General features: G+C 64.6%; 13 protein-coding genes. 6 read left to right on the top strand and 7 right to left on the bottom strand.

Translation table 11 applies throughout. The annotated features are described in order from the left end of the window. Nucleotides 1–145: 145 nt before the first annotated feature. Together RHO23_RS10135 and RHO23_RS10130 are read right to left on the bottom strand one after the other, a co-directional pair. On the bottom strand, nt 146–715 hold the full coding sequence (locus tag RHO23_RS10135; protein WP_030093739.1) for a GNAT family N-acetyltransferase: 570 nt from the start codon (nt 713–715) through the stop codon (nt 146–148). A gap of 37 nt (nt 716–752) precedes the next feature. Further along, nucleotides 753–2,255, bottom strand: a complete 1,503-nt coding sequence (locus RHO23_RS10130; RefSeq protein ID WP_070917437.1) for an MFS transporter — start codon at nt 2,253–2,255, stop codon at nt 753–755. Nucleotides 2,256–2,362: 107 nt separating this feature from the next. Between RHO23_RS10130 and RHO23_RS10125 the strand changes: the two genes are divergently transcribed. Beyond that, complete coding sequence (locus RHO23_RS10125) at nt 2,363–3,046, top strand: TetR/AcrR family transcriptional regulator (RefSeq protein ID WP_423489025.1); 684 nt, start codon at nt 2,363–2,365, stop codon at nt 3,044–3,046. On the opposite strand, the gene RHO23_RS10120 is transcribed toward RHO23_RS10125, so the two are convergent. The 4 genes from RHO23_RS10120 to RHO23_RS10105 form a co-directional block, all read right to left on the bottom strand. Further along, entirely contained in the window at nt 3,027–3,395 is a 369-nt protein-coding gene (locus RHO23_RS10120; RefSeq protein ID WP_070948928.1) for a hypothetical protein, read from the bottom strand. The genes RHO23_RS10125 and RHO23_RS10120 overlap by 20 nt on opposite strands. Nucleotides 3,396–3,460: 65 nt before the next feature. Next, nucleotides 3,461–3,844, bottom strand: a complete 384-nt coding sequence (locus tag RHO23_RS10115) for a hypothetical protein (protein WP_070948927.1) — start codon at nt 3,842–3,844, stop codon at nt 3,461–3,463. A gap of 15 nt (nt 3,845–3,859) precedes the next feature. Then, the gene (locus tag RHO23_RS10110) at nt 3,860–4,939 is read right to left on the bottom strand and encodes a M48 family metallopeptidase (protein ID WP_070917439.1); all 1,080 of its coding nucleotides are present in this window, start codon (nt 4,937–4,939) and stop codon (nt 3,860–3,862) included. 173 nt (nt 4,940–5,112) lie between these two features. After that, nucleotides 5,113–5,622 (bottom strand): SMI1/KNR4 family protein, encoded by a 510-nt coding sequence (locus tag RHO23_RS10105; protein WP_423489024.1) that lies wholly within the window; start codon nt 5,620–5,622, stop codon nt 5,113–5,115. A 284-nt stretch (nt 5,623–5,906) separates the two neighbouring features. Here RHO23_RS10105 and RHO23_RS10100 point away from each other — a divergent pair, with 284 nt between their 5' ends. The 5 genes from RHO23_RS10100 (at nt 5,907) to RHO23_RS10080 (ending at nt 21,982) form a co-directional block, all read left to right on the top strand. After that, nucleotides 5,907–6,821 (top strand): SDR family NAD(P)-dependent oxidoreductase, encoded by a 915-nt coding sequence (locus RHO23_RS10100; RefSeq protein WP_423489023.1) that lies wholly within the window; start codon nt 5,907–5,909, stop codon nt 6,819–6,821. Between the two features lie 29 nt (nt 6,822–6,850). Further along, on the top strand, nt 6,851–8,431 hold the full coding sequence (locus tag RHO23_RS10095; RefSeq protein ID WP_423489022.1) for a DHA2 family efflux MFS transporter permease subunit: 1,581 nt from the start codon (nt 6,851–6,853) through the stop codon (nt 8,429–8,431). A gap of 181 nt (nt 8,432–8,612) precedes the next feature. Next, the gene (locus tag RHO23_RS10090) at nt 8,613–9,551 is read left to right on the top strand and encodes a methionyl-tRNA formyltransferase (RefSeq protein ID WP_346419896.1); all 939 of its coding nucleotides are present in this window, start codon (nt 8,613–8,615) and stop codon (nt 9,549–9,551) included. A 78-nt stretch (nt 9,552–9,629) separates the two neighbouring features. After that, a complete protein-coding gene (locus tag RHO23_RS10085) occupies nt 9,630–9,839 on the top strand; it encodes an MbtH family protein (protein ID WP_030093729.1) in 210 nt (69 codons plus the stop codon). Between the two features lie 89 nt (nt 9,840–9,928). Then, entirely contained in the window at nt 9,929–21,982 is a 12,054-nt protein-coding gene (locus RHO23_RS10080; RefSeq protein WP_423489021.1) for an amino acid adenylation domain-containing protein, read from the top strand. Here RHO23_RS10080 and RHO23_RS10075 read toward each other — a convergent pair. Continuing rightward, complete coding sequence (locus tag RHO23_RS10075; RefSeq protein ID WP_044104036.1) at nt 21,979–22,935, bottom strand: alpha/beta fold hydrolase; 957 nt, start codon at nt 22,933–22,935, stop codon at nt 21,979–21,981. The two genes, RHO23_RS10080 and RHO23_RS10075, sit on opposite strands and share 4 nt — an antisense overlap. Nucleotides 22,936–22,969 lie beyond the last annotated feature (34 nt).

Here is a 22,969-nt window from a genome sequence, read left to right as displayed (position 1 = left end):
TACCGGCGTCCCTGTCACGTCGGGCAGGGACAACTATCAGCACTAATAGATACCGAACTCTAGGTATTCCATCGCCAGGGTAGTCATGGTCGTTACCGATTCTCAGTAGTACTGCATGTCTGCCGTCAGCGATGTTGGGACGCAATCAGTCTCGGTACATCGCCCACAGGGTGGGGCCGTCGGACACCGGTTTGATCTCATCAACGACCTTGAATCCGAAGCGTTCGTAGAGCGGGTTGTTGCGGATGTTCGAGCTCTCCAGATACGCGGGCCCCTCGAGCTGGTCGATCTGGTGTTTGAGGAGTTCGGACCCAATGCCTTTGCCGGGGATGGCGGCGCCGATGGTCGCCAGATACCAGTGCGGGTGTGTGGGACGGACGGCGGCAGCGGCGCGCGCGAGGGCAACACCACGCACCACGCCCAGCCGGATCGCTCCGAGTAGCAGCGGGATGGCCCGCATCCGCTGTGCGGCGGGTGGCTCCCAGCTCGGAGGGTCCCAATGGGCGGCTCCGACCGCCACGCCGTCTTCGTAGAGCAGGTACTCGCCCTGACCGGAGCCGTGCAGCGCCAGTGAGATGCCACGGAAGATGGCCACGTCTCGTCGGGGGTCGGAGTTCACCCATCGGACCACGGGATCCTCTGCGAATGCCGTGGCGATCACGCGGTGGGCAACGGCTTCATTGGTGGAGTCGATGTCTCGGATCTCGCGGGTCATATGTGTTCTACGAGCCCGGGGCGCCGAAGGTTCCCGATCAGGTGTCCGTGTGACGCATCACGAGGGCCGCCGCGAGTGCGGTGGCGACCAGGAGCAGCGTCGACACCCCGGCGACCGCATGGATTCCGTCCGTCCATCCGGTTCTGGCGAGTTCGGCCGCGGTGGCGCCGGCCTCGCCGCCGAGATCCTTGGCGCGCGCCATGGCCTGCCCGAGTGTCTCGTGCATGTGGGTGCGTGCGGCGAATATCGCCGAGGCGAGGGCGCCGAACAGCGCGAGCCCGAAGGCGGTCCCGAGTTCAAAGCTCATCTCCGAGATGCCCGTGGCCTGCCCGGCGCGCTCGGTTGGGGCGGCGTTCAGCGCCACCGCCGAAACGAAGGTGAACATGACGCCGGCTCCGGCGCCGACGATCACCGTTGCCGCGATGTAGACGCCGACCGGCCCATGGGGGCCCAGCGCGAGCAGTACCGCGTTGCCCACGGCCATGGCCAGCAGAGACGTCACGAATGTCCAACGCTCACCGAGTAGCCGCTCGATGCGTGCGGCGTCCATCGAGAAGTAGGCGACGGTCAGCGCCATCGGCAGTCCCAGGAACGCGGCGGCCAGCACGTCGAAACCGAGCACCGACTGCAGGTAGAGCCCGGTGAGGTAGGTGGTCGCACCGAAGGTGGCCATCGCGGCGATGGTGCCGACGATTGCCACGGTGAAGGTCCGATTGCGGAACAAGTCGAGTGCCAACAGCGGATGAGGATTCCGCATCTGCTGGCGGACGAATGCCGCGAGCGTCAGTACGCCGATAGCTCCGGTGATCGCCACCGCAGGCGAAAAGCCATGTGTGGCCATGGCTTTCACGGCGTAGACAAAGGTCATGATGCCGACCATGGACAGTGCGACGCCGGCGAGGTCGAACGGCTCCAGCACCGGGTTTCGGTATTCGGGGATGAGTGCGTTCGCGGTGAGCAACAGCACGATCAGTACCGGGACGTTGATGAGGAACACCGAGCCCCACCAGTAGTGATGCAACAGCAGGCCGCCGATGACGGGGCCGACCGCCGCACCGAAGGAGAACGCTGCGGCCCAGATGCCGACCGCGAGCGCCTTCTGGCGCGCATTGGGGAACATGACACCGATGAGCGCCAGGCTGGCAGGCAGCAGGGTGGCTCCGCCGATACCCATCAGGGCGCGGGCCGCGATCAGGGTCAGCGGTGTGGGTGCGAACGCCGCGATCACCGATGCGAGACCAAAAAGTGTCGCCCCCCACAGCATGAGGCGCCGCCGGCCCCACCGGTCACCCAGATTGCCCATGGTGATCAGCAGACCTGCGAGCAGGAATCCGTACACGTCCAGGATCCAGAGCTGCTCGGCCGCGGTCGGGTTGAGTGACTCGGACAGCCGTGGCATCGCCAGGAACAGCACCGAGACATCCATGGAGACCAGGAAGACCGGTAGTAGCAGGGTCGCGAGCCCGAACCAGGTACGGCGTCCAGCGCGGGCGCCTTCAGGCGTCGCGTTTTCGGTCGCTGTGCTCTTGCAGCTGGTCATGGGGTATCGCTCCGGATGATATTTGTGTGCGTACGGCGTACGCAGTAGACTGGGTACACTGTACGCAAATTGGCGAAGGTGGTCAATCGAGTTATGACAGGAGTGCCGTGACCGATCCGCGTCTAACGCTGGAATCGATTGTTTCCCAGGCTATTACGATCGCCGACTCGCATGGCTTGGCCGGTGTCTCCATGCGCAAGATCGCCGATGCCCTCGGGGTGGGGGCGATGTCGCTGTACCGTCACGTGGCCGACAAGGATGCGCTGCTGGTCGAGATGACCGCTGAGGTCACCCGGCGATTCGCCTATCCCCAAGAGATGATGGGCGACCCGGACTGGCGTACACGGGTACGCGTCGCAGTCGAGTACGACTTCAATCTGTACAGCACTCACCCCTGGGTGCTGTTGGCGTACGCGGTGCCGCGCAACGGCATGCAACCCGAAACTCTGGTGTGTTTCGATTGGTTGCTGGAGACCTTCAGCCACCTCGGGGTCCCCGTGCCCGAGGCGGCGGAATTGGCGTTTCAGGTGTGGAGCTATTCGCAGGGTGTCGGCCTGGGCGCGGTTGGCGGGCAGCTTGTCTCCCCGGGCGCCCGTACGGACTTTTCGGGTTTGTCGGAGCTGATCGATGGCAACGTCGGTGTGCCGGAGTCCCCGCGACTGGCCGCGCTGGTGGGGGTGGGTGACCTGCCGCAGGTGACCAATCCGCGCGAAGTGATCGTCAAGGGTGTCGAGATCCTGTGCGACGGCATTGCCAGGCGCTACGCACCGGCTACAGATAGCCGGCGATAACGGCGGCTTCCTCGCGCAGCTGCTCCGCTGCCCCGGCCTGGCCGAGCATCTCGTAGCGTGCGGCTTCGGTGGACCGGTCTTCGATCTGTGCGTGCAGAATCGCGCGAACATCCGCGGGGGACAGGACCCTACGGGCCGCCTCCGCTGATCCGAGACCGCTTGCCGCGCCGGCGATATGAGTGTTGTTCTGCACTGTCTGTGTGGCACCGTCCACCGACTCGGCGTTGTCGATCGCGGCGATCGCCGTCCGCAGTGCGCTGACGGCCAGGCTGTCGCGGGTCTTCATCGCTACGGAGAGATCTGCGCGCATGGTCGCGCGCAGCACGTAGGGGTCGTGGGTCGATGTCATGAGGTCTGGAGCCTATGGGGTGGCGAACGGTATCGGCCACCGAATAACCGGCGGCGCCACTGCGGTCAAGCGAGGCCGACACCGTCCTCGTACTCCACGATGTCGACTGTCGAGACCGCGCCATCGGGCATCGCCAGGATCCATCGTTCACCCGAAGCGGTGCTGGGATCCTCGATGTCGAAGAGCACCCGCTGACGTAGTTCACGAGCGATGGCCTGCGCCACCGCCTCGTGAGACCGAGTCACCGGCACGTCGGGCGCCGCGATGATGCACAGCCCCATCCTGAATCCATCCGTGTACTCGGTGATCTGCACGTATCCCTGCGGGTCATCGATGGTATTGCCGTCTGACTCCAGTGCACATCCGCTTGCCCTGGTGCAGGCCGCCACCACCGCCGCATCAGATGCGGCTCGCTCCACGAAAAAGTTCAGGTAGCTCGGGTCGTTCACGGTTGATGCCCGGGGTCAGGAGTCGCCATCGCGTGGCTCGTCGTCGGAGTTGTTGCGCCACTCCGAAAATCGGCGGCGCACGTCGCTGGCGACATCGGTGACCCCTTGTCCGACGACATTCACGACGCCGTCAAGGGTGGACCCGAAGTTGCGCAGTGCGGAGATCAGCGGATCGGTCGAGGAATCGAAATTGTCTTTGTATGACCTTGCCGCGGAACGGAAATCAGAACCCAAATCGGACTGTGCGTCGTCTTCGCGCCGCGGGTAGTTTCCGCCGAGTATCGCGCCGTATTCGCCGCGGTCGATCCACTTGCTCAGTTCGGCGGCCCGCAGCACCGAGAAGGGGTGCGATTGCAATTCCAGGTTCAGCAATTTGAGCACGCCGTCACGCATGTCCCCGGTGCGCTCGTACTCGGCGGCCTGCGCCAGGAAGCGTTGCGTATCCATCTCGTCGAGGCGTGATCCGCCGGCCAGCTTCATCTCCACGCGGATGGCGGTATCCACGTCCTGCCCGCAGAGCATTCCGGCGCGGTCGCCGGAGAGTTCGGACTTGCGCTGCCATTCCATGAGCGCGGCGACGACGGCGCGCAGCGCCCACCCGCCGATCGGCATCCAGCCGAGATTCCCGGCCAGCCGCATCAGGTGCAGCAGCATCGTGCGATAGACGGCATGCCCGGACAGTGCGTGCCCGAGTTCGTGGCCGACGACGAAGCGCAGCTCCTGTTCATTCATCAGGTCCAGCAGGCCGGAGGTGAGCACGATGAACGGCCGGTCCATCCCGATGGTGAACGCGTTGGCGTACGGCCCTTGAATGACGTACAGCTCGGGGATTTCGGGGGCGTCGAGGATGCGGGCGCAATCATTGAGGGTGTCGTTGAGCGAGCTGAACTGACGGTCGTCGACGCGGATGGCGGTGGCCAGGTACATCAGCCGATGCTGGCGTTCGCGCAACAGTGCGGCCAGCGCCTTGAGGACGGTGTCGAAGCCCTTGAGACTGCGCAATGTTTGCAGAGCGGCCCGGTCCGCAGGGTGCTCCCAGGCGCGGGTGCTAATTCCGGGAAACTCGATATAGGTGCGAGTGGGCAGATCGGACATGACATTCAACCTATCTGGTTACCTTGTTGTGCGCGCTGAACCGGCGAGATCAGGATAAGCAGCAGCTGTTAGCGGATGCCGCGCAGGCATCGCCGGTGCCGATGTCATGTGTCCCCCCGGATGTGCTTCTTGTTAGGTCAGACGATTGCGCATTCGTTTTGGTTCCCGCCGTCCTATTCGTTCATGCTCCGCAGCTCTTTCTGGTACCACTCCGACTTACTTCTCACTGCGTCCATCAACGTCGGGTATTGGCCGATCCCGTTGGGGCCGTCACCGCCAAGTTCGAAGACGGTGCCGGGTTCGTCGCTGAAGTATGAGTGGGCAACGGCGATAGTCATGACGTAATCGTCCTCAGTGCCGAGGACGGGAATCAGTTGGTTGAAGGAGTGGGCACCGAAGTATTCGGGAGTCAGCGACGCGCCCTCGATGTACGCCTTCATGCCTTCCCAGTTCTTCGAGCCGGGCATCGAGTCCGCGAATGAGAACAAGTCATCGAAGCCGCAGAAGAAGCGCAGGCCGTCGGAAATCTGGAGCAGTTCCCGGTGATCGGCGTCGAGATACAGGCCCCGCTGGCGTTCCCGTGCGCGGATGTCCTTGCGTGCTGCCGGCTGGAGCGGGCCAGGAAGGCCGTACACAGGGTCCTTCTCGTGCAGGGCCTTCTGCTGGTCGGCGAGCATCGCCACGAGTGAGGACCATTGGTCGTGCCGGGCTGAGCTACTGGGGGACACGCAGGCGCACAGGAGTGCCGCGAGGAGAAAGACTGTCGCGCTGAATCGCATACGACCCCTAGGGCTAGCACCTATCGGAAACGATAGCAAACAATGCGACGGCGGGATGCCGAAACTGGCCAGGCGGAGGCAATCTTGACAACGGACGATGTCAACATGATCATTGCCATGGGCCGAAACGCCGCGGTCTCTTGGCGTAACGCGAAACAGTCAGCAGCACACGAGTTATGGGAGACCCGATGCGGGCGGTCAGGCATGTGATCAATGTTCTTACTAAGCCGGTCAGGGTCAGCTACCCGTGGACGCCCTCGCTGACCGAGCGTGTGAGCGGCCGGACGGTGTTGATCACCGGCGCCTCCAGCGGGATCGGGCGGCGACTGGCGGAAAGGGTCGCAGAGGCCGGGGGGATTGCGATTGTCACCGCACGCCGGGCCGACGAGCTCGACGCCGTCGTGCGGGGAATCACCGCACGAGGCGGGGCCGCCTACGCCGTATCCGGCGATTTGTCGACGGGCGAGGGCGCGGGAGCGGTGGCCACCGAGGTGCTGGAACGCTTTGGGGCGCCGGATATCTTGGTGCTGAATGCCGGGCGGTCGATCATGCGGTCGCTCGCGGAGTCCGAACACCGGCTGCACGACTACGAGCGGACGGTAGCGATCAACTACCTCGGCGGTGTGGGCCTGGTGCTGCGCCTGATGCCGGGCATGCGCGCCCGTGGCTCAGGGCATATCGTGCACAGCTCGTCGATCGGCGTGCTGGGTAACCTCCCCGAATTCTCCGCTTATGTCGGATCGAAGGCGGCCATGGACGCGGTGCTGCGCATCGCGGGCATCGAAAGCCGGGCCGACGGAGTGCGGGTCACCAACATCCACCTACCGCTTGTCACGACGGACATGATCGCTCCGACCGACTGGAGTCAATACGCGTCGCTGACTTTGGAGGAGGGCGTCGACATGGTCGTCGATGCGATCCGGCGGCGGAGCCGCGAGGTGAACAACCCGCTGGGCATCTTGTACCGGGATTCGTACCGAATTCTGCCCGGGATCGTCAGCCGGGTGCAGAGCGATTACTACCGTTGGTATTCCGGTGGTGGCAGGAGGGCGGATATCCCTGCCGAAGTGGTATCGGGCGCGCTGGCGGTAGACCCCAACTGAGTCCGCCGCGTCGATATACTCGCCGACTTATGGACAGCGTGCCTACGACCCTCGGTGCGCCGAGCGGGCCTGCCGAGCGGCCAGATGTAGACGCGCCCGCCCATCCCGACAAGCTGGATGCCTCGCTGCTCCGGATCGCCGGCATATGCGGTCTGGCCAGTGTGATGGCCTTCTTGGACAGCACGGCTGTCACCGTCGCCCAACGCACGTTCGTCACCCAATTCGGGGCCAGTCAGGCCATGGTCTCCTGGACCATCGCTGGCTACATGCTTGCCTTCGCGACGGTGATCCCGATGAGTGGCTGGGCAGCCGACAGATACGGCACCAAGCGGCTGTTCCTGGGCGCGGTCCTGGTGTTCACGGTTGGCTCGCTGCTGTGCGCAGTAGCGCCGAATATATTGCTGCTCATCATCTTCCGTGTAATCCAGGGAGTTGGCGGCGGCATGTTGATGCCGTTGAGCTTCATGATCCTGACCCGAGAAGCGGGCCCGAAACGTCTTGGCCGCGTTATCGCGATAGGGGCTGTTCCCTTCTTGCTCGGCCCGATCGGTGGGCCGATCCTGGGAGGATGGCTGATCGGCACCTATGGCTGGGAATGGATCTTCCTGATCAATCTGCCGATCGGATTGAGCGCTTTTCTGTTGGCGGCGCTCATGTTCCCGAAAGACCGTCCCGAGCCTTCCGAGAAACTCGACGTCGTCGGCGCGCTGTTGCTCTCGCCTGGCGTGGCCACGTTGCTTGCCGGCATGTTGGCGATACCCGGGCGCGACAGCCTCGCCGACCCGCATGTCCTGCTACCTATAGCTATCGGCGCCGCATTGATTTTCGCCTTCGTGGTGCACACCAGAAACCGTGCGTCCCACCCGCTCATCGACCTGGGGCTGTTCGAAAACCCGGTGGTGCGGTGGGCCAACATCACCCAGTTCGCCTTCGCCGCCACATTTGTGGGGGCCGGGTTGCTTGTGCCGAGCTACTTTCAGGTGGCTCTGCATCAGACGCCGATGCAGTCGGGGATGTCCATGGTGGCCATGGGAATCGGTCTCGTACTGACCGTGCCCCTGGCAGGGGTGTTCATGGACAAGCGCGGTCCGGGCACGATCGTCTTGATCGGGCTGCCCCTGATCGCGGTGGGCCTGGGGGTATTCACGTACGGAGTTGCGCGGCCCGAGGCCCACTCGGCGATATTGCTGATCGGATTACTGATCATGGGCATGGGTGTTGGCTGCACATCGACGCCGCTTTCAGCGGCGTGCGTCCAGTCGCTGGCACCTGCGCGGGTGGCGCGGGGTACCACGCTGTTGAGTGTCAATGACCAGGTAGGGGGTTCGGTTGGGGCCGCGTTGATGGCAATGTTGTTGACCACTCAGTTCAACCGAGTCGGGGGCGGAATTGAGCCGGATCCGACGGCGGTACCGGGTGGCGAAACCGGTGCCGCCGGAATGGCGGGTGGCTCGCCGATGAACTCGTATTCAGATTTTGCGGGTGATGCATCTCAATTGCTGTCACATGCGTACACAACGGTATTTCTTGTCGCCGTCGCATTAGCGGTAGTCACCGTTATCCCGGCGATTTTTCTACCGCGGGCAGTGGTGGTAAATATCAACCCCTGAGGTGTGCGGCGCTTCTTGTTCACCCGCGGGCAATTGGGCGGCCAGCGACGGGATGCTAGGGTCCTTGCGCGGCTTAGGGAAGGCTTGCATAACCTGAGAAAACCCTTAAGCTGATCTGCCAGTGGTGTTCAATTGTGGGCTCAAGCCCCTGACCAGCGCTTAAAAGCTAAGGGGTCGTGTAGTGCGTGTCGTGTCGTTCGGGTATCAGGTCTGGGGTTACCGGACTTTGCAGGCGTTGATCGATCTGGGGCATGAGGTGGTGCTGGCGGTTACGCATCCCTCTAGCGAGGAAGCGTATAAGGCGATTTGGTCGGCGCCGGTTGATGAGCTTGCGCGTGAGCACGGTATTCCGGTGCATTTGGCGACGCGGGTGGATGCTGAAACCATCGAATTGGTTAAGGGTGCTGAGCCTGATGTCATTGTGGTCAATAGTTGGTATAACCGGATGCCGGTGGAGCTCTATGATTTCCCGCCGCATGGCACGCTGAATTTTCATGATTCGTTGCTGCCGAAATTTACTGGGTTCTCGCCTGTTTTGTGGTCGTTGATCAGTGGTGAGTCCGAGTTCGGGTTGACGGTGCATCGTATGGATAGCGGTTTGGATACCGGTGACATTTTGGTGCAGCGTTCCCTGCCGATCGGTCCGGCTGATACCGGCACCGAGTTGGTGTTGCGGGGGATGGATCTGATTCCGGGGGTTTTGGCTGAGGCGCTGGGTGCGTTGGAGTCCGGTGAGGCGCTGTGGCGGCCGCAGAACAAGGCGGAGCGCACGTACTGCCATAAGCGTTCTGAGCGTGACAGTGCGATTGATTGGGGTTGGCCGGCCGAGGATCTGGAGCGGTTTGTGCGGGCGTTGTCGGATCCGTATCCGCGGGCGTTCACTTTCTATGAGGGCGGGCGTATCGAGGTTTTGGAGGCGCGGATTTCCGAGGCCCGCTATGGCGGTACGCCGGGGCGGGTGATCGTGCAAGAAGAAGGCGGGGTGGTGGTGTGTGGCGCTGATGCCTACCGCGTGGGTAACCGCGGGCTGGTGATCACCCGCATCCGAGACGCCGACGGCAACGAGCACAGCGGCCACGAGTACTTCCGGCGCGGGGGATATCTCAACAGCCACACCTGATCCCCAGGCGGTAGAACCGGTGCTGCTCGGCAGGCTCGCAGCGCCGTCGCGCTCAGATCGTGATGATGAGGAAAATCGATGCAAACCAACCCCTTTGACGATGACAATGGCAGTTTTCTCGTTCTGGTCAACGACCAGGAGCAGCACAGTCTGTGGCCGTCCTTCGCCGATGCGCCGGCGGGCTGGCGCGTGGTCTACGGCGACGCGGGCCGCGCGGCATGTCTTGAATACATCGATGAACACTGGCCCGATATCCGGCCGAAGGACCTGCGCCAACGACTCGCGTAGAGGACGTGTCCGCCCAGCGCGACAAGTCATCTCAACGCTGACATTTCAGACGCCAGTTTGCAGGCCCAAGTAGGGAGTTCGTCGTCCTCATGCTCAATTACGGAACGCAGACAGAAGTTCTCGGACCCCTGACAGCCGCGCAACGGTCGATATGGGTTGCCCAACAACTGCGGCCCGAGGTTCCCTACAACTTCGCGGGATTTGTCACGATCAACCATGACGTAGACGCCGAAAGGCTCATGGTCGCCTGCGAATCGATGGCCGCGCGATTCGGCACTCCCTGTGCGCGGCTGGCCCTTGAGGACGGTGAACCGGTCTTTGTGGTGGACCGTTCGTTCCCGCAGACCATGCATTGCATCGATCTGCGAGCCGAGCCCGATGCTGCCGCTGCCGCTCGTCGTTGGATGGACGAGGAATACCGCCGGCCCATCGACTTACTCAGTGAACGGCTCACGCACTTCACCTTATTGCGGATTGCCGACGATCTGTCGTACTTCTACATGCGTACCCATCACGTTCTCCTGGATGGGTACGCCACCAACAATCTGCTGAGGCATATCGCAGATGTGTACTCGGGATCGGTCGCACCGCAGACCGATGTCGATTTCTCGGAGTTCTCCGTGATTCGCGACGCCGACCAGAAGTATCAGCAGTCCGCGCGCAGCGATGCAGATTTCGAGTACTGGAAGAAGGTCTTGGCCGAGCCCGTGGAGACGGCCGACCTTGCGGGCATGGAACGTGTGGTCACGCCGCGCCACCCCCAGGTGCGCGATTTGGTTTGCGACGAGCTGTTGTCGCAGAACGGACTTGGCCAGATCGAGGTAGCCAGAGTCATCGCAACGCTGGCCACTTTCATCGCGAAAACAACCGGACGCCAGAATGTTTCGCTGTCGCTGCCGGTATCGGGGCGCACGACGGCGGCGCTGAAAAGATGCGGTGGCATGGTGTCCAACCTGGTGCCGTTGTCCGTCACCGTCGATGCCGCGGACACCATCGGAGCGCTCGACGGCCAGGTCGCCAAAGCCGTCGTGGGCGCGTTGCGGCACCAACAGTTCCGGCGCTGGCCGGAGCTGGTGGCCGATGCGGGTCGCCGCGACACCAACATCGAGTTCGGCCAGGTCATCAACGTCTTCGATTTCGCGGATGTGTTCTTCTTCGGGCCGTCGGAGGCGGTGGTCAATGTGCTGACCACCTTCCCGGTCCAAGACATCGCGATCAACATCTATCCGCGACCGGGTGGTGGCACCTCACGCATCCAGTTCGCGTGGAACCCCGACAGGTACACGACCGCCGAGATCGACAGGCACATAACCCGTTTGGAATCACTCCTGGGGCGTCTGCTGGGTGCCGACCCCACGGTGGTGGTGAGTGAGCTGCCGCTGCTGGACCAGCGGGAGCACGATCTGGTGCTGTCACAGTGGTCCGGTGCGGGAGCGCAGGCGCAGGTTGGGGTGGCGCCGCAATTGCTGGCCGCGGCAGCAGCCAGCAGGCCGGATGCAGTGGCCGTGGTCGACGGCGCCCGGGAGCTGACCTACCGCGAACTCGATGAATGGTCGACGCGGTGGGCGCGGGTGTTGATCGAGAACGGGGTCGGCCCGGAACGTGCGGTGGGTGTGGCGATGGATCGCTGCGCCGAGCTGGTGGTGGCGTGGTGGGCCGTGGCCAAGGCCGGCGGCGTATACGTGCCGGTGGACGGCGCTCATCCGGTCGAGCGGATCGCCACGGTGCTGGATTCGGTGGCAGCGGTGTGCGTTGTGACCCGTGGCACCGAAGAGGTTTCCAGGGCTGGCGCGCGCCCCGTGCTGCGTATCGATGGCTACGACGTGTCCGGGCAGTCGTCCGAACCCATCACCGATGCCGATCGGTCAGCGGCGCTGCGGGCCGAGAACACCGCATACGTAATTTTCACATCGGGCTCCACCGGTACCCCCAAGGGCGTGGCCGTTGGTCACGCGGGGTTGCCGGGAGTTGCTGCAGCACAACGTGATCTGCTGAAACTGGGCGGCGATGCGCGGGTGCTGATGGTGGCCTCGCCGACATTCGACGCCTCGGTCTTCGAGATGGTGTGGGCAGTGAGTGCGGGTGCAGCGCTGGTGGTGGCACCGCGTGACGTCTACGCCGCAGACGCCTTGACTGAGTTTTTACAGACTCAGCACGTCACCGCCGCGGTGTTGACCCCGACGGTGTTGTCATCGCTGGACCGGACGCGGTTGTCGGCGGTACGTACGGTGGTCACCGCGGGTGAGGACTGCCCGCGTGAGCTGGTGGACGCGTGGGCACCGGATCGGCGGTTGATCAACGCGTACGGCCCCAGCGAGGCGACCATCTGGGCAACCTCTGCACCGACGACAGCCGGGCAGCCGGTGGGTATCGGTGCCCCGATTCCGGGCATGCAAACCCTGGTGCTGGACGCGGGGCTGAACGCGGCGCCCATCGGCGTGGTGGGCGAGCTGTATCTAGCCGGTCCGGCACTCGCATCCGGCTATATGGGCCGCGCGGTGTTGACGGCGGAACGGTTCGTGGCCAACCCGTACGGTCTGACCGGGCAGCGGATGTATCGCACGGGGGACCTGGTGCGCTGGAACGCCGATGGCGCGTTGCAGTACATGGGCCGGGCGGACGAGCAGGTCAAGATCCGCGGTAACCGCATCGAACTCGGCGAAGTACAAGCAGTACTCGCCGATGTAGACGGCGTGGAGCAGGCCGTGGTCACCGTTCGCCAGGACCGTCCCGGCGATCGGCGCCTGGTGGGCTACGTCACCGGCGCCATCGATCCCGCCCAGGCCCGCGCGGCGCTCGGTGATCGGTTGCCTGCCTACATGATTCCGTCCGCGATCATTGTCCTGGATGCGCTTCCGCTCACCCCCAACGGCAAGCTCGACATCCGGGCACTCCCAGCGCCTGAGCTCACGGCCGGCGCGTACCGAGCACCATCAGACGAGGTAGAGCAGACGCTCGCTGCCATCTATGCACAGGTCCTCGGGCTCCCGCGGGTCGGCGTGGACGATTCGTTCTTCGACCTTGGCGGAGACAGCATCATGTCGATGCAGGTGGTGTCGCGTGCACGAGCTGCCGGGGTGCTGTGCCGACCGCGCGATGTGTTCGTCGAGCAGACCGTGGCACGGCTGGCCCGCGTGGCCACCCTGGTCACCGGCGATGAGGATGCGGCCGATGACGGGGTGGGCGAGGTGCTCGCGACGCCGGTGTTGCGATGGCTGCAGGGCGTGCAGGGTGAAACCGGCCACTTCAATCAGACAATGGTCGTGTCGGTCCCGGCCGCGGTGACCGAAGCCGATGTGACGGTGGTGCTGCAAGCGCTACTGGACCACCACGCGATGTTGCGGCTGCGTGCCGAGGACACCGGTGCGGATGGGTGGTCATTGACAGTCCCCGAGGCGGGGGCGGTGGACGCGCGCGACTGCCTGCGTTGCGTGGACGCCTTGTCCGACGAGGCATTGTTGCAGGCCCGAGACCGGCTGAACCCGGCCACCGGGACGATGCTGAGCGCACTGTGGGTGCGCTCCACAGCGCAGCTGGCATTGGTTGTGCACCACCTCGCCGTGGACGGAGTGTCTTGGCGAATCCTGCTGGAAGACATCAATATCGGTTGGGCTCAGCATCACGCCGGGCAACCGGTGGCTCTACCGTCGACTGGCACGTCCTTCGCCCGGTGGGCGGCGCTGATCGATCGGCACGCGCGCACCACCGAGGTGGCTGGACATGCCGAGGCGTGGACGAGGGTGCAGACGACCCCTGCGCTGCTGCCTGCCGTGCAGCCGGAGGTTGATACCTACGCGACCGCCCACACGATGTCGGTGTCTGTGGACGCCGATACCACCCGCATCTTGCTGGGTGAGGCCCCTGCGGCGTTCCACGCCGGGGTGGGCGACATCTTGTTGATCGCGTTCGGTCTGGCAGTCGCGCAGCTGACGGGTAACACCGGTGCGCCGGTCGGTATCGACGTGGAAGGCCATGGGCGCCAGGAGGACCTGGATCCCAGTGTGGCCGCACGGGTCGATCTGTCGCGCACGGTCGGGTGGTTCACCAGTAAATACCCGGTGGCCCTGAGCCTCGGCAGGCTGGACTGGGCGCAGGTGAGCGCCGGCGATGCCGCGCTGGGTGCGGTGATCAAGGCAGCCAAGGAGCAACTGCGTGCGCTGCCCGACGGCATCACCTACGGTCTGCTGCGATACCTGAACCCCGACGTGGATCTCGCTGGGGCAGAACCGGTTATCGGGTTCAACTACCTGGGGCGGCTGGGCGGTGCCGGCGATCAGGGCGGCGAGCTGTGGCTGCCGAGCCCCGACGCCGTCGCTGCGGCCGCGGTGACCGCTGCTGTGCCGCTGGCATTGGCTCATACCGTGACCCTGAACGCGGGTGTTTGGGAAACGGGCACCGGCACCGAGCCTCGTCTGCAGGCCAACTGGATCTGGGCGTCCTCGATGGACGATGCGCAGATCGGCCGATTGAGCCAGCTCTGGATCGAGGCGCTGACAGGTATCTGCGCACATGTGCGTTGCGGCGGAGGGGGATTGACGCCGACGGATATCCTGCCCGCATCCCTCACTCAACATCAGATCGACGAGCTGGAGCGCCAGCACCGAGTTGCCGACGTGCTGCCGCTGACGCCGCTGCAGCAGGGGCTGCTCTTCCATGCCACCGCCCATGCCAACAGCGATGATGTGTATGCGGTGCAACTGGACCTCACTCTTGCGGGTGCGCTCGATGCGCAGGGGCTGCGCGATGCGGTGGATACGGTCATCGCCCGACATCCCAACCTCGCGGCCCGCTTCCACCCACAGTTCGATCCGCCGGTGCAGATCATCCCCGCCGATCCTGAAACCCCTTGGCAGTACATAGAACTTGGCGGGATCGATATCGACGACCAGATCGATCAGGTGTGTGCGGCCGAACGCGCAGCGGTCTGCGATCTGACCAGCCCGCCCCTGTTCCGGGTGGCGTTGATCCGGATCGGACACGACCAACACCGCTTTGTGCTCACCAGCCACCACAGTGTGCTCGACGGTTGGTCGTTGCCCATCCTGTTGCAAGAGGTCTTCGCGACTCTGGGCGGGCACGCGCTGCCGCCGGCCGTCCCGTTCCGCAGGTTCGTGACATGGCTGACCGAACAGGATCATGACGCCGCACTCGCCGCTTGGCAGGACGCGCTGGCCGGGTTCGAGACGCCCGCGCTGGTGGGCCCGTCGCACAAGCTGGGATCGGGGCGCCGCGAGACTCAAGCACTGCGACTGTCCGAGCCGGCCACGCGCGCACTGACCGACCTTGCACGCACACATCACACCACCGTCAACACCGTCCTGCAGGCAGGCTGGGCGCAGCTGCTGGTCTGGTTGACCGGCCAGCACGACGTGGCATTCGGGGCCGCCGTCTCCGGCCGTCCTGCCGAGGTGGCAGGCGCGGAATCGATGGTGGGCCTGTTGATCAACACGGTCCCGGTGCGCGCACGCATTACCGCGACCACCACCACCGCCGGGCTGCTGGAGCAGCTGCAGAGCCTGTCCAATCGCACCCTGGACCACCAACACGTCGCGCTTCCCGAGATTCACCGCGTCACCGGGCAGGACCAGCTCTTCGACACCTTGTTCGTCTACGAGAACTACCCGATCGACCCGGCGGCATTCGAGACGATCATGGGGACAGGCGAATTGGCCATCGCGGGGTTCTCCAGCCGGGAAGCCACCCACTACCCGCTGGCACTACAGGTGACACCCGGTCGGGAACTGGCGCTGACCATCGAACATGACACCGAAGTGTTCGATGCCGAGAGCGCCGAGGTCTTGGTTCGCCGACTCGAACTCGTCTTGGCGGCAATGGCCGCCGATCCATCGCAGAGACTGTCCGCGGTGGACGTGCTGGGAGCCGACGAGCGTGAACGTCTGGACGCGATGGGCAACCGGGCAGTGCTGCTCCGCCCGGCGACGGGGACGTCGATTCCGGCGTTGTTCGCGGGACAGGTGGCGCGGACCTCCGATGCGGCCGCGCTGACCTGCAGAGGCCGGTCGTGGACGTACGATGAGGTTGATCGGGATTCGAATCGGCTGGCGCACTATCTGATTGGCTTAGGTGCTGGCCCAGGCCGGTGCGTTGCGGTGATGTTCCCGCGCTCGGCGCAGGGCATCATCGCAATCTTGGCGGTGCTCAAGACCGGGGCGGCATACGTGCCGATTGACCCGGCGGTGCCCGATGCCCGGATCGATTTCGTGATCGGCGATGCGGGGCCGGTGGCCGTGGTCACCACTGCCGAATTGGCGAGCCGGTTCGCGGCGCAGAATGTCGTGGTCGTCGACGTCGATGACCCGGTGATCGGCGAACAGTCCGATGCATCGCTGCCGTCGCCCGCCTCTGACGACGTCGCGCATGTCATCTACACCTCGGGCACTACGGGTATTCCCAAGGGAGTAGCGACAACTCACCACAACGTCACGCAGTTGTTGGAGTCGTTGCACGTCGGTTTGCCCTCGGGGCCGGGGCAGGTGTGGTCTCAGTGGTACTCGTACGCCTTTGATGCCTCGGTGGAAGAGATCTGGGGTGCGCTGTTCCACGGTTCGCGGCTACTGGTCATACCGGAGTCGATCGGTCCGGATGAGTTCCAGGCCTTGCTGATTGACGAACATGTCACCGTGCTGCACCAGACCCCGTCGGCGGTGTCGGCACTGTCCGTGGAGGCACTCGATTCGGTGGCACTGGTGGTGGCCGCCGAGGCATGTTCGGCCGAGCTGGTGGATCGTTGGGCACCAGGGCGAGTGATGACGAACGCCTACGGGCCTACCGAGACCACGATGTGCGTGACGGTCAGCAAGCCGTTGGCCGCGGGTTCTGGGACGCCGACGATCGGTGGCCCGGTGCCCGGAGCCGCACTGTTTGTGCTCGATGCCTGGCTGCGACCGGTGCCGGTCGGTGTGGTCGGCGAGTTGTATGTCTCGGGGCTCGGCCTTGGACTCGGTTATGTGAGCCGCTCGTCGTTGACAGCCTCGCGGTTTGTGGCGTGCCCCTTCGGCGGCCCGGGCCAGCGTATGTACCGCACTGGCGATTTGGTGCGGTGGCGTGCCGATGGAAACCTGCAGTACCTGGGCCGCGCTGATGCGCAGGTCAAGATCCGCGGCTATCGCATCGAACTCGGCGAGATCCAGGCGGCACTTGCCGACGTCGTAGGTGTCGACCAGGCGGTGGTGATCGTGCGCGAGGATCGGCCGGGCGATAAGCGTTTGGTCGGTTACGTCACTGAGTCGGTAGCCGGACTGGTCGATACCGCCGGCGCGCGTGTGGTGCTGGGTGAGCGCCTGCCGCCGTACATGGTGCCGGCCGCGATCGTGGCGGTAGACGCTTTGCCGTTGACGGTCAATGGAAAACTCGACACCCGCGCCCTCCCGGAGCCGCAGTATCAGGAAACCCAATGCCGGGCCCCGTCCAACGCGGTCGAGGAGATCCTGGCCGATATCTATGCGCAGGTGCTCGGTCTGGTACGCGTGGGCGTCGACGATTCGTTCTTCGATCTGGGCGGGGACTCCCTGTCGGCGATGCGTTTGATCGCGGCCATCAACAAGTCGATGAACACGCACCTGACCGTGCGTGCTCTTTTCGACACCCCCACGATCGCCCAGCTGGCTCCGGGCCTGCGCACCGAATCGAGCGGCCGCGCGCCGTTGGTGTCGGTACCGCGTCCCGCGGTCGTTCCGCTGTCGTTCTCGCAGCGGCGGTTGTGGTTCCTTGACCAATTGCACGGTGCTTCACCGGTGTACAACATGGCGGTCGCGCTGCGGCTGAGCGGGCAGCTGGACTTGGACGCATTGGGTGCGGCGTTGTCCGATGTAGTGAGCCGCCACGAATCGCTGCGCACCGTGTTCCGCGATGAAGAGGGCGTGCCGTACCAGCAGGTGCTGCCACCCGCGAGCGTGGAATTCGGCTGGGATGTGGTCGACGCCAGCGCATGGCTGCCCGCGCAGCTGGATGACGCGATCGGCGCCGTGGCGCGTCACACGTTCGATCTCGCGGCCGAGATACCGCTGTATGCACAGCTTTTCGCGGTGTCCGACGACGAGCACGTGCTGGTGGCCACGGTGCATCACATCGCCGCCGACGGCTGGTCGGTGGCCCCGCTCATGCGCGATCTGACCGTGGCCTATGCCAGCCGGTGCGGGGGACATGCACCCGACTGGGCGCCGCTGCCGGTGCAGTATGCCGATTACACGCTGTGGCAACGGGATCAGCTGGGCGATCTCGAAGACAGCGGGAGCGCCATCGCCACCCAGGTCGCCTATTGGCAGGATGCGCTGGCCGGGATGCCTGAACATCTCTCGCTGCCCACCGACCGGCCCTACCCAGCCGTCGCCGATTACCGCGGCGCCAGTGTGGATCTGGACTGGCCGGAAGAGCTGCAGCAGGGAGTGCGTGCATTGGCACGTGCGCATGGAGCGACCAGCTTCATGGTGATTCAGGCGGCGCTGGCGGTGCTGCTGTCCAAGATCGGCGCCACTTCCGATGTGGCGGTGGGGTTCGCAGTCGCCGGGCGTGATGAGCCGGCGCTCGACGAGCTGGTCGGTTTCTTCGTCAACACGTTGGTGCTGCGGGTCGATGCCGGCGGTGACCCCACGTTCGCGGATCTGCTGACACAGGTCCGCGCTCGCAGTCTGGGTGCGCTCGAACACCAGGACGTGCCCTTCGAGGTGCTGGTGGAGCGGCTCAACCCCATCCGGTCCCGCAGTAGTCATCCACTTGTTCAGGTCGGGTTGACCTGGCAGAACCTTCCCGGGCAGGATGCCGCGGCATTGGCGCTGGGCGATCTGCGGATCACGCAGATACCGGTGCACACCAACACCGCTCGGATGGACCTGACGTTCTCTCTGGGTGAGCGTTTCACCGACACCGGCGCACCCGCCGGGATCGGTGGTGCGGTCGAGTTCCGCACCGACGTCTTCGATGTGGAGAGTGTGCAGTCGCTGATGGCACGGCTGCGGCGGGTGCTTGAGGCTGTCGCGGCAGATCCTTCGCAGCGGTTGTCGGCTGTGGATGTGCTTGATGCCGCCGAAGGTGCCCGGCTTGATGAGCTGGGCAACCGCGCGGTGCTCTCTGCTCCGGTAACACCGACGTCGATACCGGAACTGTTCGCAGCGCAGGTAGTCCGCAATCCAGCGGCGATCGCGATGAGATGCGGGCAGCGGTCGTGGACCTACCGCGAGCTCGATGATGAATCGAATCGTTTGGCGCACCTGCTCGTTGAGCACGGTGCGGGACCGGGTCAGTGCGTGGCGTTGCTCTCCGAACGCCGTGGTGAGGCGATCGTCGCGATTCTGTCGGTACTCAAGAGCGGGGCGGCGTATCTGCCGATCGCTCCGGCAGTTCCCGATTCGCGCATCGAATTCATGATCAACGATGCGCGTCCGATCGCTGCGATAACCAGTGCGGCACTGCGCTCACGTCTGGCCGGGTACACGCTGCCGCTCATCGATGTCAGTGACTCCGCAGTGAACACCCAGCCCGGTACCGCCCTGGCGGGGCCTGCCCCCGATGACATCGCGCACATCGTGTACACCTCGGGTACCACCGGTATCCCCAAGGGCGTGGCCACAACTCACCACAACGTGACGCAAGTCCTGGGGTATGAGCACCTTGGTGTGCCGTCGGGGCCGGGGCAGGTGTGGTCTCAGTGGTACTCGTATGCCTTTGATGCCTCGGTGGAAGAGATCTGGGGTCCGCTGCTGCACGGTGGCAGCCTCGTGGTGGTACCCGAATCGTTGGTCCCGGAAGACTTCCAGGAATTCCTGGTTACGGAGCGCGTCACGGTCTTGCACCAAACGCCGTCCGCGGCGGCAGCACTGTCGCCGGAGGCGCTGGAGGGCATGGCCCTGGTGGTGGCTGCCGAAGCATGCTCTGCGGAGATGGTGGACCGGTGGGCGCCCGGACGGTTGATGGTCAATGCCTACGGCCCCACCGAGTCCACACTGTGCGTGACAGTGAGTCCGCCCCTGGCCGCTGGCTCCGGCACACCGGCGATCGGTGTGCCGGTCGCCGGCGCGGCGCTGTTCGTGCTGGACACCTCGATGCGACGGGTTCCGATAGGGGTGGTCGGGGAGCTGTATATCGCGGGCCACGGGCTGGGGGCCGGGTATCTGCACCGGTCCGGGCTAACCGCATCGCGTTTTGTGGCATGCCCATTCGCGGGCCAAGAAGGACTGCGTATGTATCGCACCGGGGATTTGGTGCGATGGGGTACCGACGGGCAACTGCACTACATGGGGCGTGCCGATGATCAGGTGAAGATCCGCGGTTATCGCATCGAGCTCGGCGAGATCCAGACCGCGCTAGCCGATCTCGAGGGCATCGAGCAGGCAGTGGTGATCGTGCGTGAGGACCGCCCGGGCGATAAGCGACTCGTCGGATACGTCACCGGGACCGTCGAGCCGGCCCAGGCACGAGCCGCACTGGCCGAACGTATACCGGCCTACATGGTCCCCGCGGCGATTGTGGTCATCGACGCTTTGCCGTTGACGGTCAACGGAAAGCTCGACACCCGTGCGCTGCCGGAGCCGCAGTATCAGGAAACCCAGTACCGGGCCCCGTCCAATCCGGTCGAGGAAGCCCTGGCCGGCCTGTATGCCGACGTGCTCGGTCTGGAACGGGTGGGCGTCGACGACTCGTTCTTCGATTTGGGCGGAGACTCCCTGTCGGCCATGCGCCTGATCGCCGCCATCAACAAGTCGATGAACACCCACCTGACGGTGCGCGCGCTCTTCGACACCCCCACGGTGAGCAGCCTGAGCGGACAACTGGACAAGCATGCCAGTGACCCGCGCTATGTGGCCGTGCACGGCTCTGACGGTGCTGAGGTGCGTGCCGCGGACCTGACGCTGGACAAGTTCATCGACGCGAAAACCCTCAGCACCGCAACGATATTGCCGAAGCCCAGCGGGGAGGCGCGCACCGTCCTGCTGACCGGGGCGACGGGCTTCCTCGGTCGCTACCTGGTGCTGCAATGGCTCGAAAAGCTGGAATTGCTCGACGGCAAGCTGATCTGCTTGGTACGGGCCTCATCCGATGAGGAGGCCCGCCGCCGCCTGGAACAGATCTTCGACAGCGGCGACCCGGAACTGTTGCGGCACTTCCATGAACTGGCCGAAGACCATTTGGAGGTCATCGCCGGTGACAAGGGTGAAGCAGACCTCGGTTTGACCGAGCAGACCTGGCAGCGACTGGCCGATAGCGTTGACGTGATCGTCGATTCGGCGGCCGTCGTCAGTGGCGCGCTGTCCTATGGCGAGTTGTTCGGGCCCAACGTGGCCGGTACCGCAGAGCTGATCCGGTTGGCCCTCACCACGAAGCTGAAGATGTTCACCTTCGTGTCGACGGCCAATGTGGGTGATCCGGTCAAAAAGGTGGCCTTCACCGAGGACGCCGATATCCGTGACATCTGTGCCACGCGTGTCATCAAGGACACGTACGCCAATGGCTACGGCAGCAGTAAGTGGGCCGGCGAGGTGCTGCTGCGAGAAGCCCATGATCTGTGTGGACTGCCGATCGGGGTGTTCCGCTGCGACATGATCCTGGCCGACACCACCTATGCGGGTCAGCTGAACTCGTCGGATGTGTTCAGCAAGATGATCCTGAGCATCGTGACCACCGGCCTGGCGCCCAAGTCGTTCTATCGCCTTGACGCTGAAGGCAATCGGAGGCGTGCGCACTTCGACGGGCTACCCGTGGAATTCGTTGCCGAGGCCATCACCACCTTGGGTGTTCAGGTGGTTGACGGATTCCAGACCTATCACGTGATGAACCCGCATGATGACGGCATCGGTCTCGACGAGTATGTCGACTGGTTGATCGAGGCGGGGTACCCCATCGAGCGTGTCGACGATTTCCAGGACTGGTTGCAGCGGTTCGGGACAGGCTTGCACGCACTGCCCGAGAAGCACCGGCGAAACTCGGTGCTGCAGATGTATCTGACGCTGGTGCAGGATCCCGAGCGGGTCAGTCCGATCGTGCCGACCACAGGTTCATTCGCCCCAGCCGATCGGTTCCGTGCCGCTGTGCAGGAAGCCAAGATTGGCTCCGAGAGAGACATTCCTCAGGTCGGGGCGCCGAACATCGTCAAGTACGTCACCGATATGGAGCTGCTCGGGATGCTCTAGGCGTCGGCTGGTTGCTGTTCAGTCGCGGGGCCGATGAATTCGAGACCGGCGTTGATCGCGGGGCGGTGCCGCAGGATCCGGAAGTGCGCCAGGCGCCCGAGTCCCTTCGTCGCCATGAAACGTGCACCGGGCCATGACTGCGCCAGCCGCTCGCTCGATGCGTACGGCGTGTCTGGGTCGTCGGGGTCGTGGATCAGCAGCAGCGGCGGATGCCCAGCGGCCGCCGCGACGCGAACCAACTCGGTTTCGGGCAGTGTCATCTCGATGCGGCGCTCGAGCTGGCGCTGCAGTCCGGCGCGTATCCGCTTGCCGAAGCCGTGGCGTGCGGCGAAGAGGTCCAAGTAAAGGGGGAAATCGCCCATCGGTGCCAGGTACACCAAGCGGCCCACCGATGCGCCATAGGAGGCCGCGAAGGTGGTCGCGTTGGCCCCCAGGGAATGGGCGACCACCGCGTGGGCGGGCCCGTGCTCCTTGATGACGGCCGCCACCGCGTGTGCGCACTCGATGAGCGTGGTGCGCCCCGGTGCGAGCGCGCCCCCAGCGGACTCGCTATGGCTGGGCAGGTCGAAGGCGATGACGCGGTAACCGGCCTGCAGCAGAGGCTTGATGAAGATCCCGAGGTGCGTGCGCTGCCCGCCCCAGCCGTGGACCAGGTAGACCGTCGGCCCCTCGCCCCATGACTCACCCGCAATACGGTGCCCGTCCCAGTGGGCCTCCAGCGGTTCGCCGGGGGGCACACCGGGCGGCATGCGCAGACTCGATTCGATGACCGGCGGGGTGCACCACAGCTCGACCGCCCAGCGGGATCCGATGGCCGGTGCGAAGCGCTCCAGCCACCAGAAAGCCCTGCGTATCCGGTCGGACACCGGGGGTTGGACACCTGAGCCCTCCACGTCGAGGGCGGCCCCCGCGTCCTTGGTGGGTGCGGAATCCGTCTTCTCTCGTTCGGTCACGTCGAAGGAGTCTATTGGCGCCACCCCGGGACGC

The sequence above is a fragment of the Mycobacteroides sp. PCS013 genome (assembly GCF_049532645.1).
Taxonomy (GTDB): domain Bacteria; phylum Actinomycetota; class Actinomycetes; order Mycobacteriales; family Mycobacteriaceae; genus Mycobacterium; species Mycobacterium gwanakae.
This window is presented reverse-complemented; position numbering and strand designations above follow the sequence as displayed.

Coding starts and splice junctions, on each gene's coding strand:
- RHO23_RS10135 (WP_030093739.1), bottom strand. CDS start 715: ATGACCCGCGAGATCCGAGACATCGACTCCACCAATGAAGCCGTTGCC.
- RHO23_RS10130 (WP_070917437.1), bottom strand. CDS start 2,255: ATGACCAGCTGCAAGAGCACAGCGACCGAAAACGCGACGCCTGAAGGC.
- RHO23_RS10120 (WP_070948928.1), bottom strand. CDS start 3,395: ATGACATCGACCCACGACCCCTACGTGCTGCGCGCGACCATGCGCGCA.
- RHO23_RS10110 (WP_070917439.1), bottom strand. CDS start 4,939: ATGTCCGATCTGCCCACTCGCACCTATATCGAGTTTCCCGGAATTAGC.
- RHO23_RS10100 (WP_423489023.1), top strand. CDS start 5,907: ATGCGGGCGGTCAGGCATGTGATCAATGTTCTTACTAAGCCGGTCAGG.
- RHO23_RS10095 (WP_423489022.1), top strand. CDS start 6,851: ATGGACAGCGTGCCTACGACCCTCGGTGCGCCGAGCGGGCCTGCCGAG.
- RHO23_RS10085 (WP_030093729.1), top strand. CDS start 9,630: ATGCAAACCAACCCCTTTGACGATGACAATGGCAGTTTTCTCGTTCTG.
- RHO23_RS10080 (WP_423489021.1), top strand. CDS start 9,929: ATGCTCAATTACGGAACGCAGACAGAAGTTCTCGGACCCCTGACAGCC.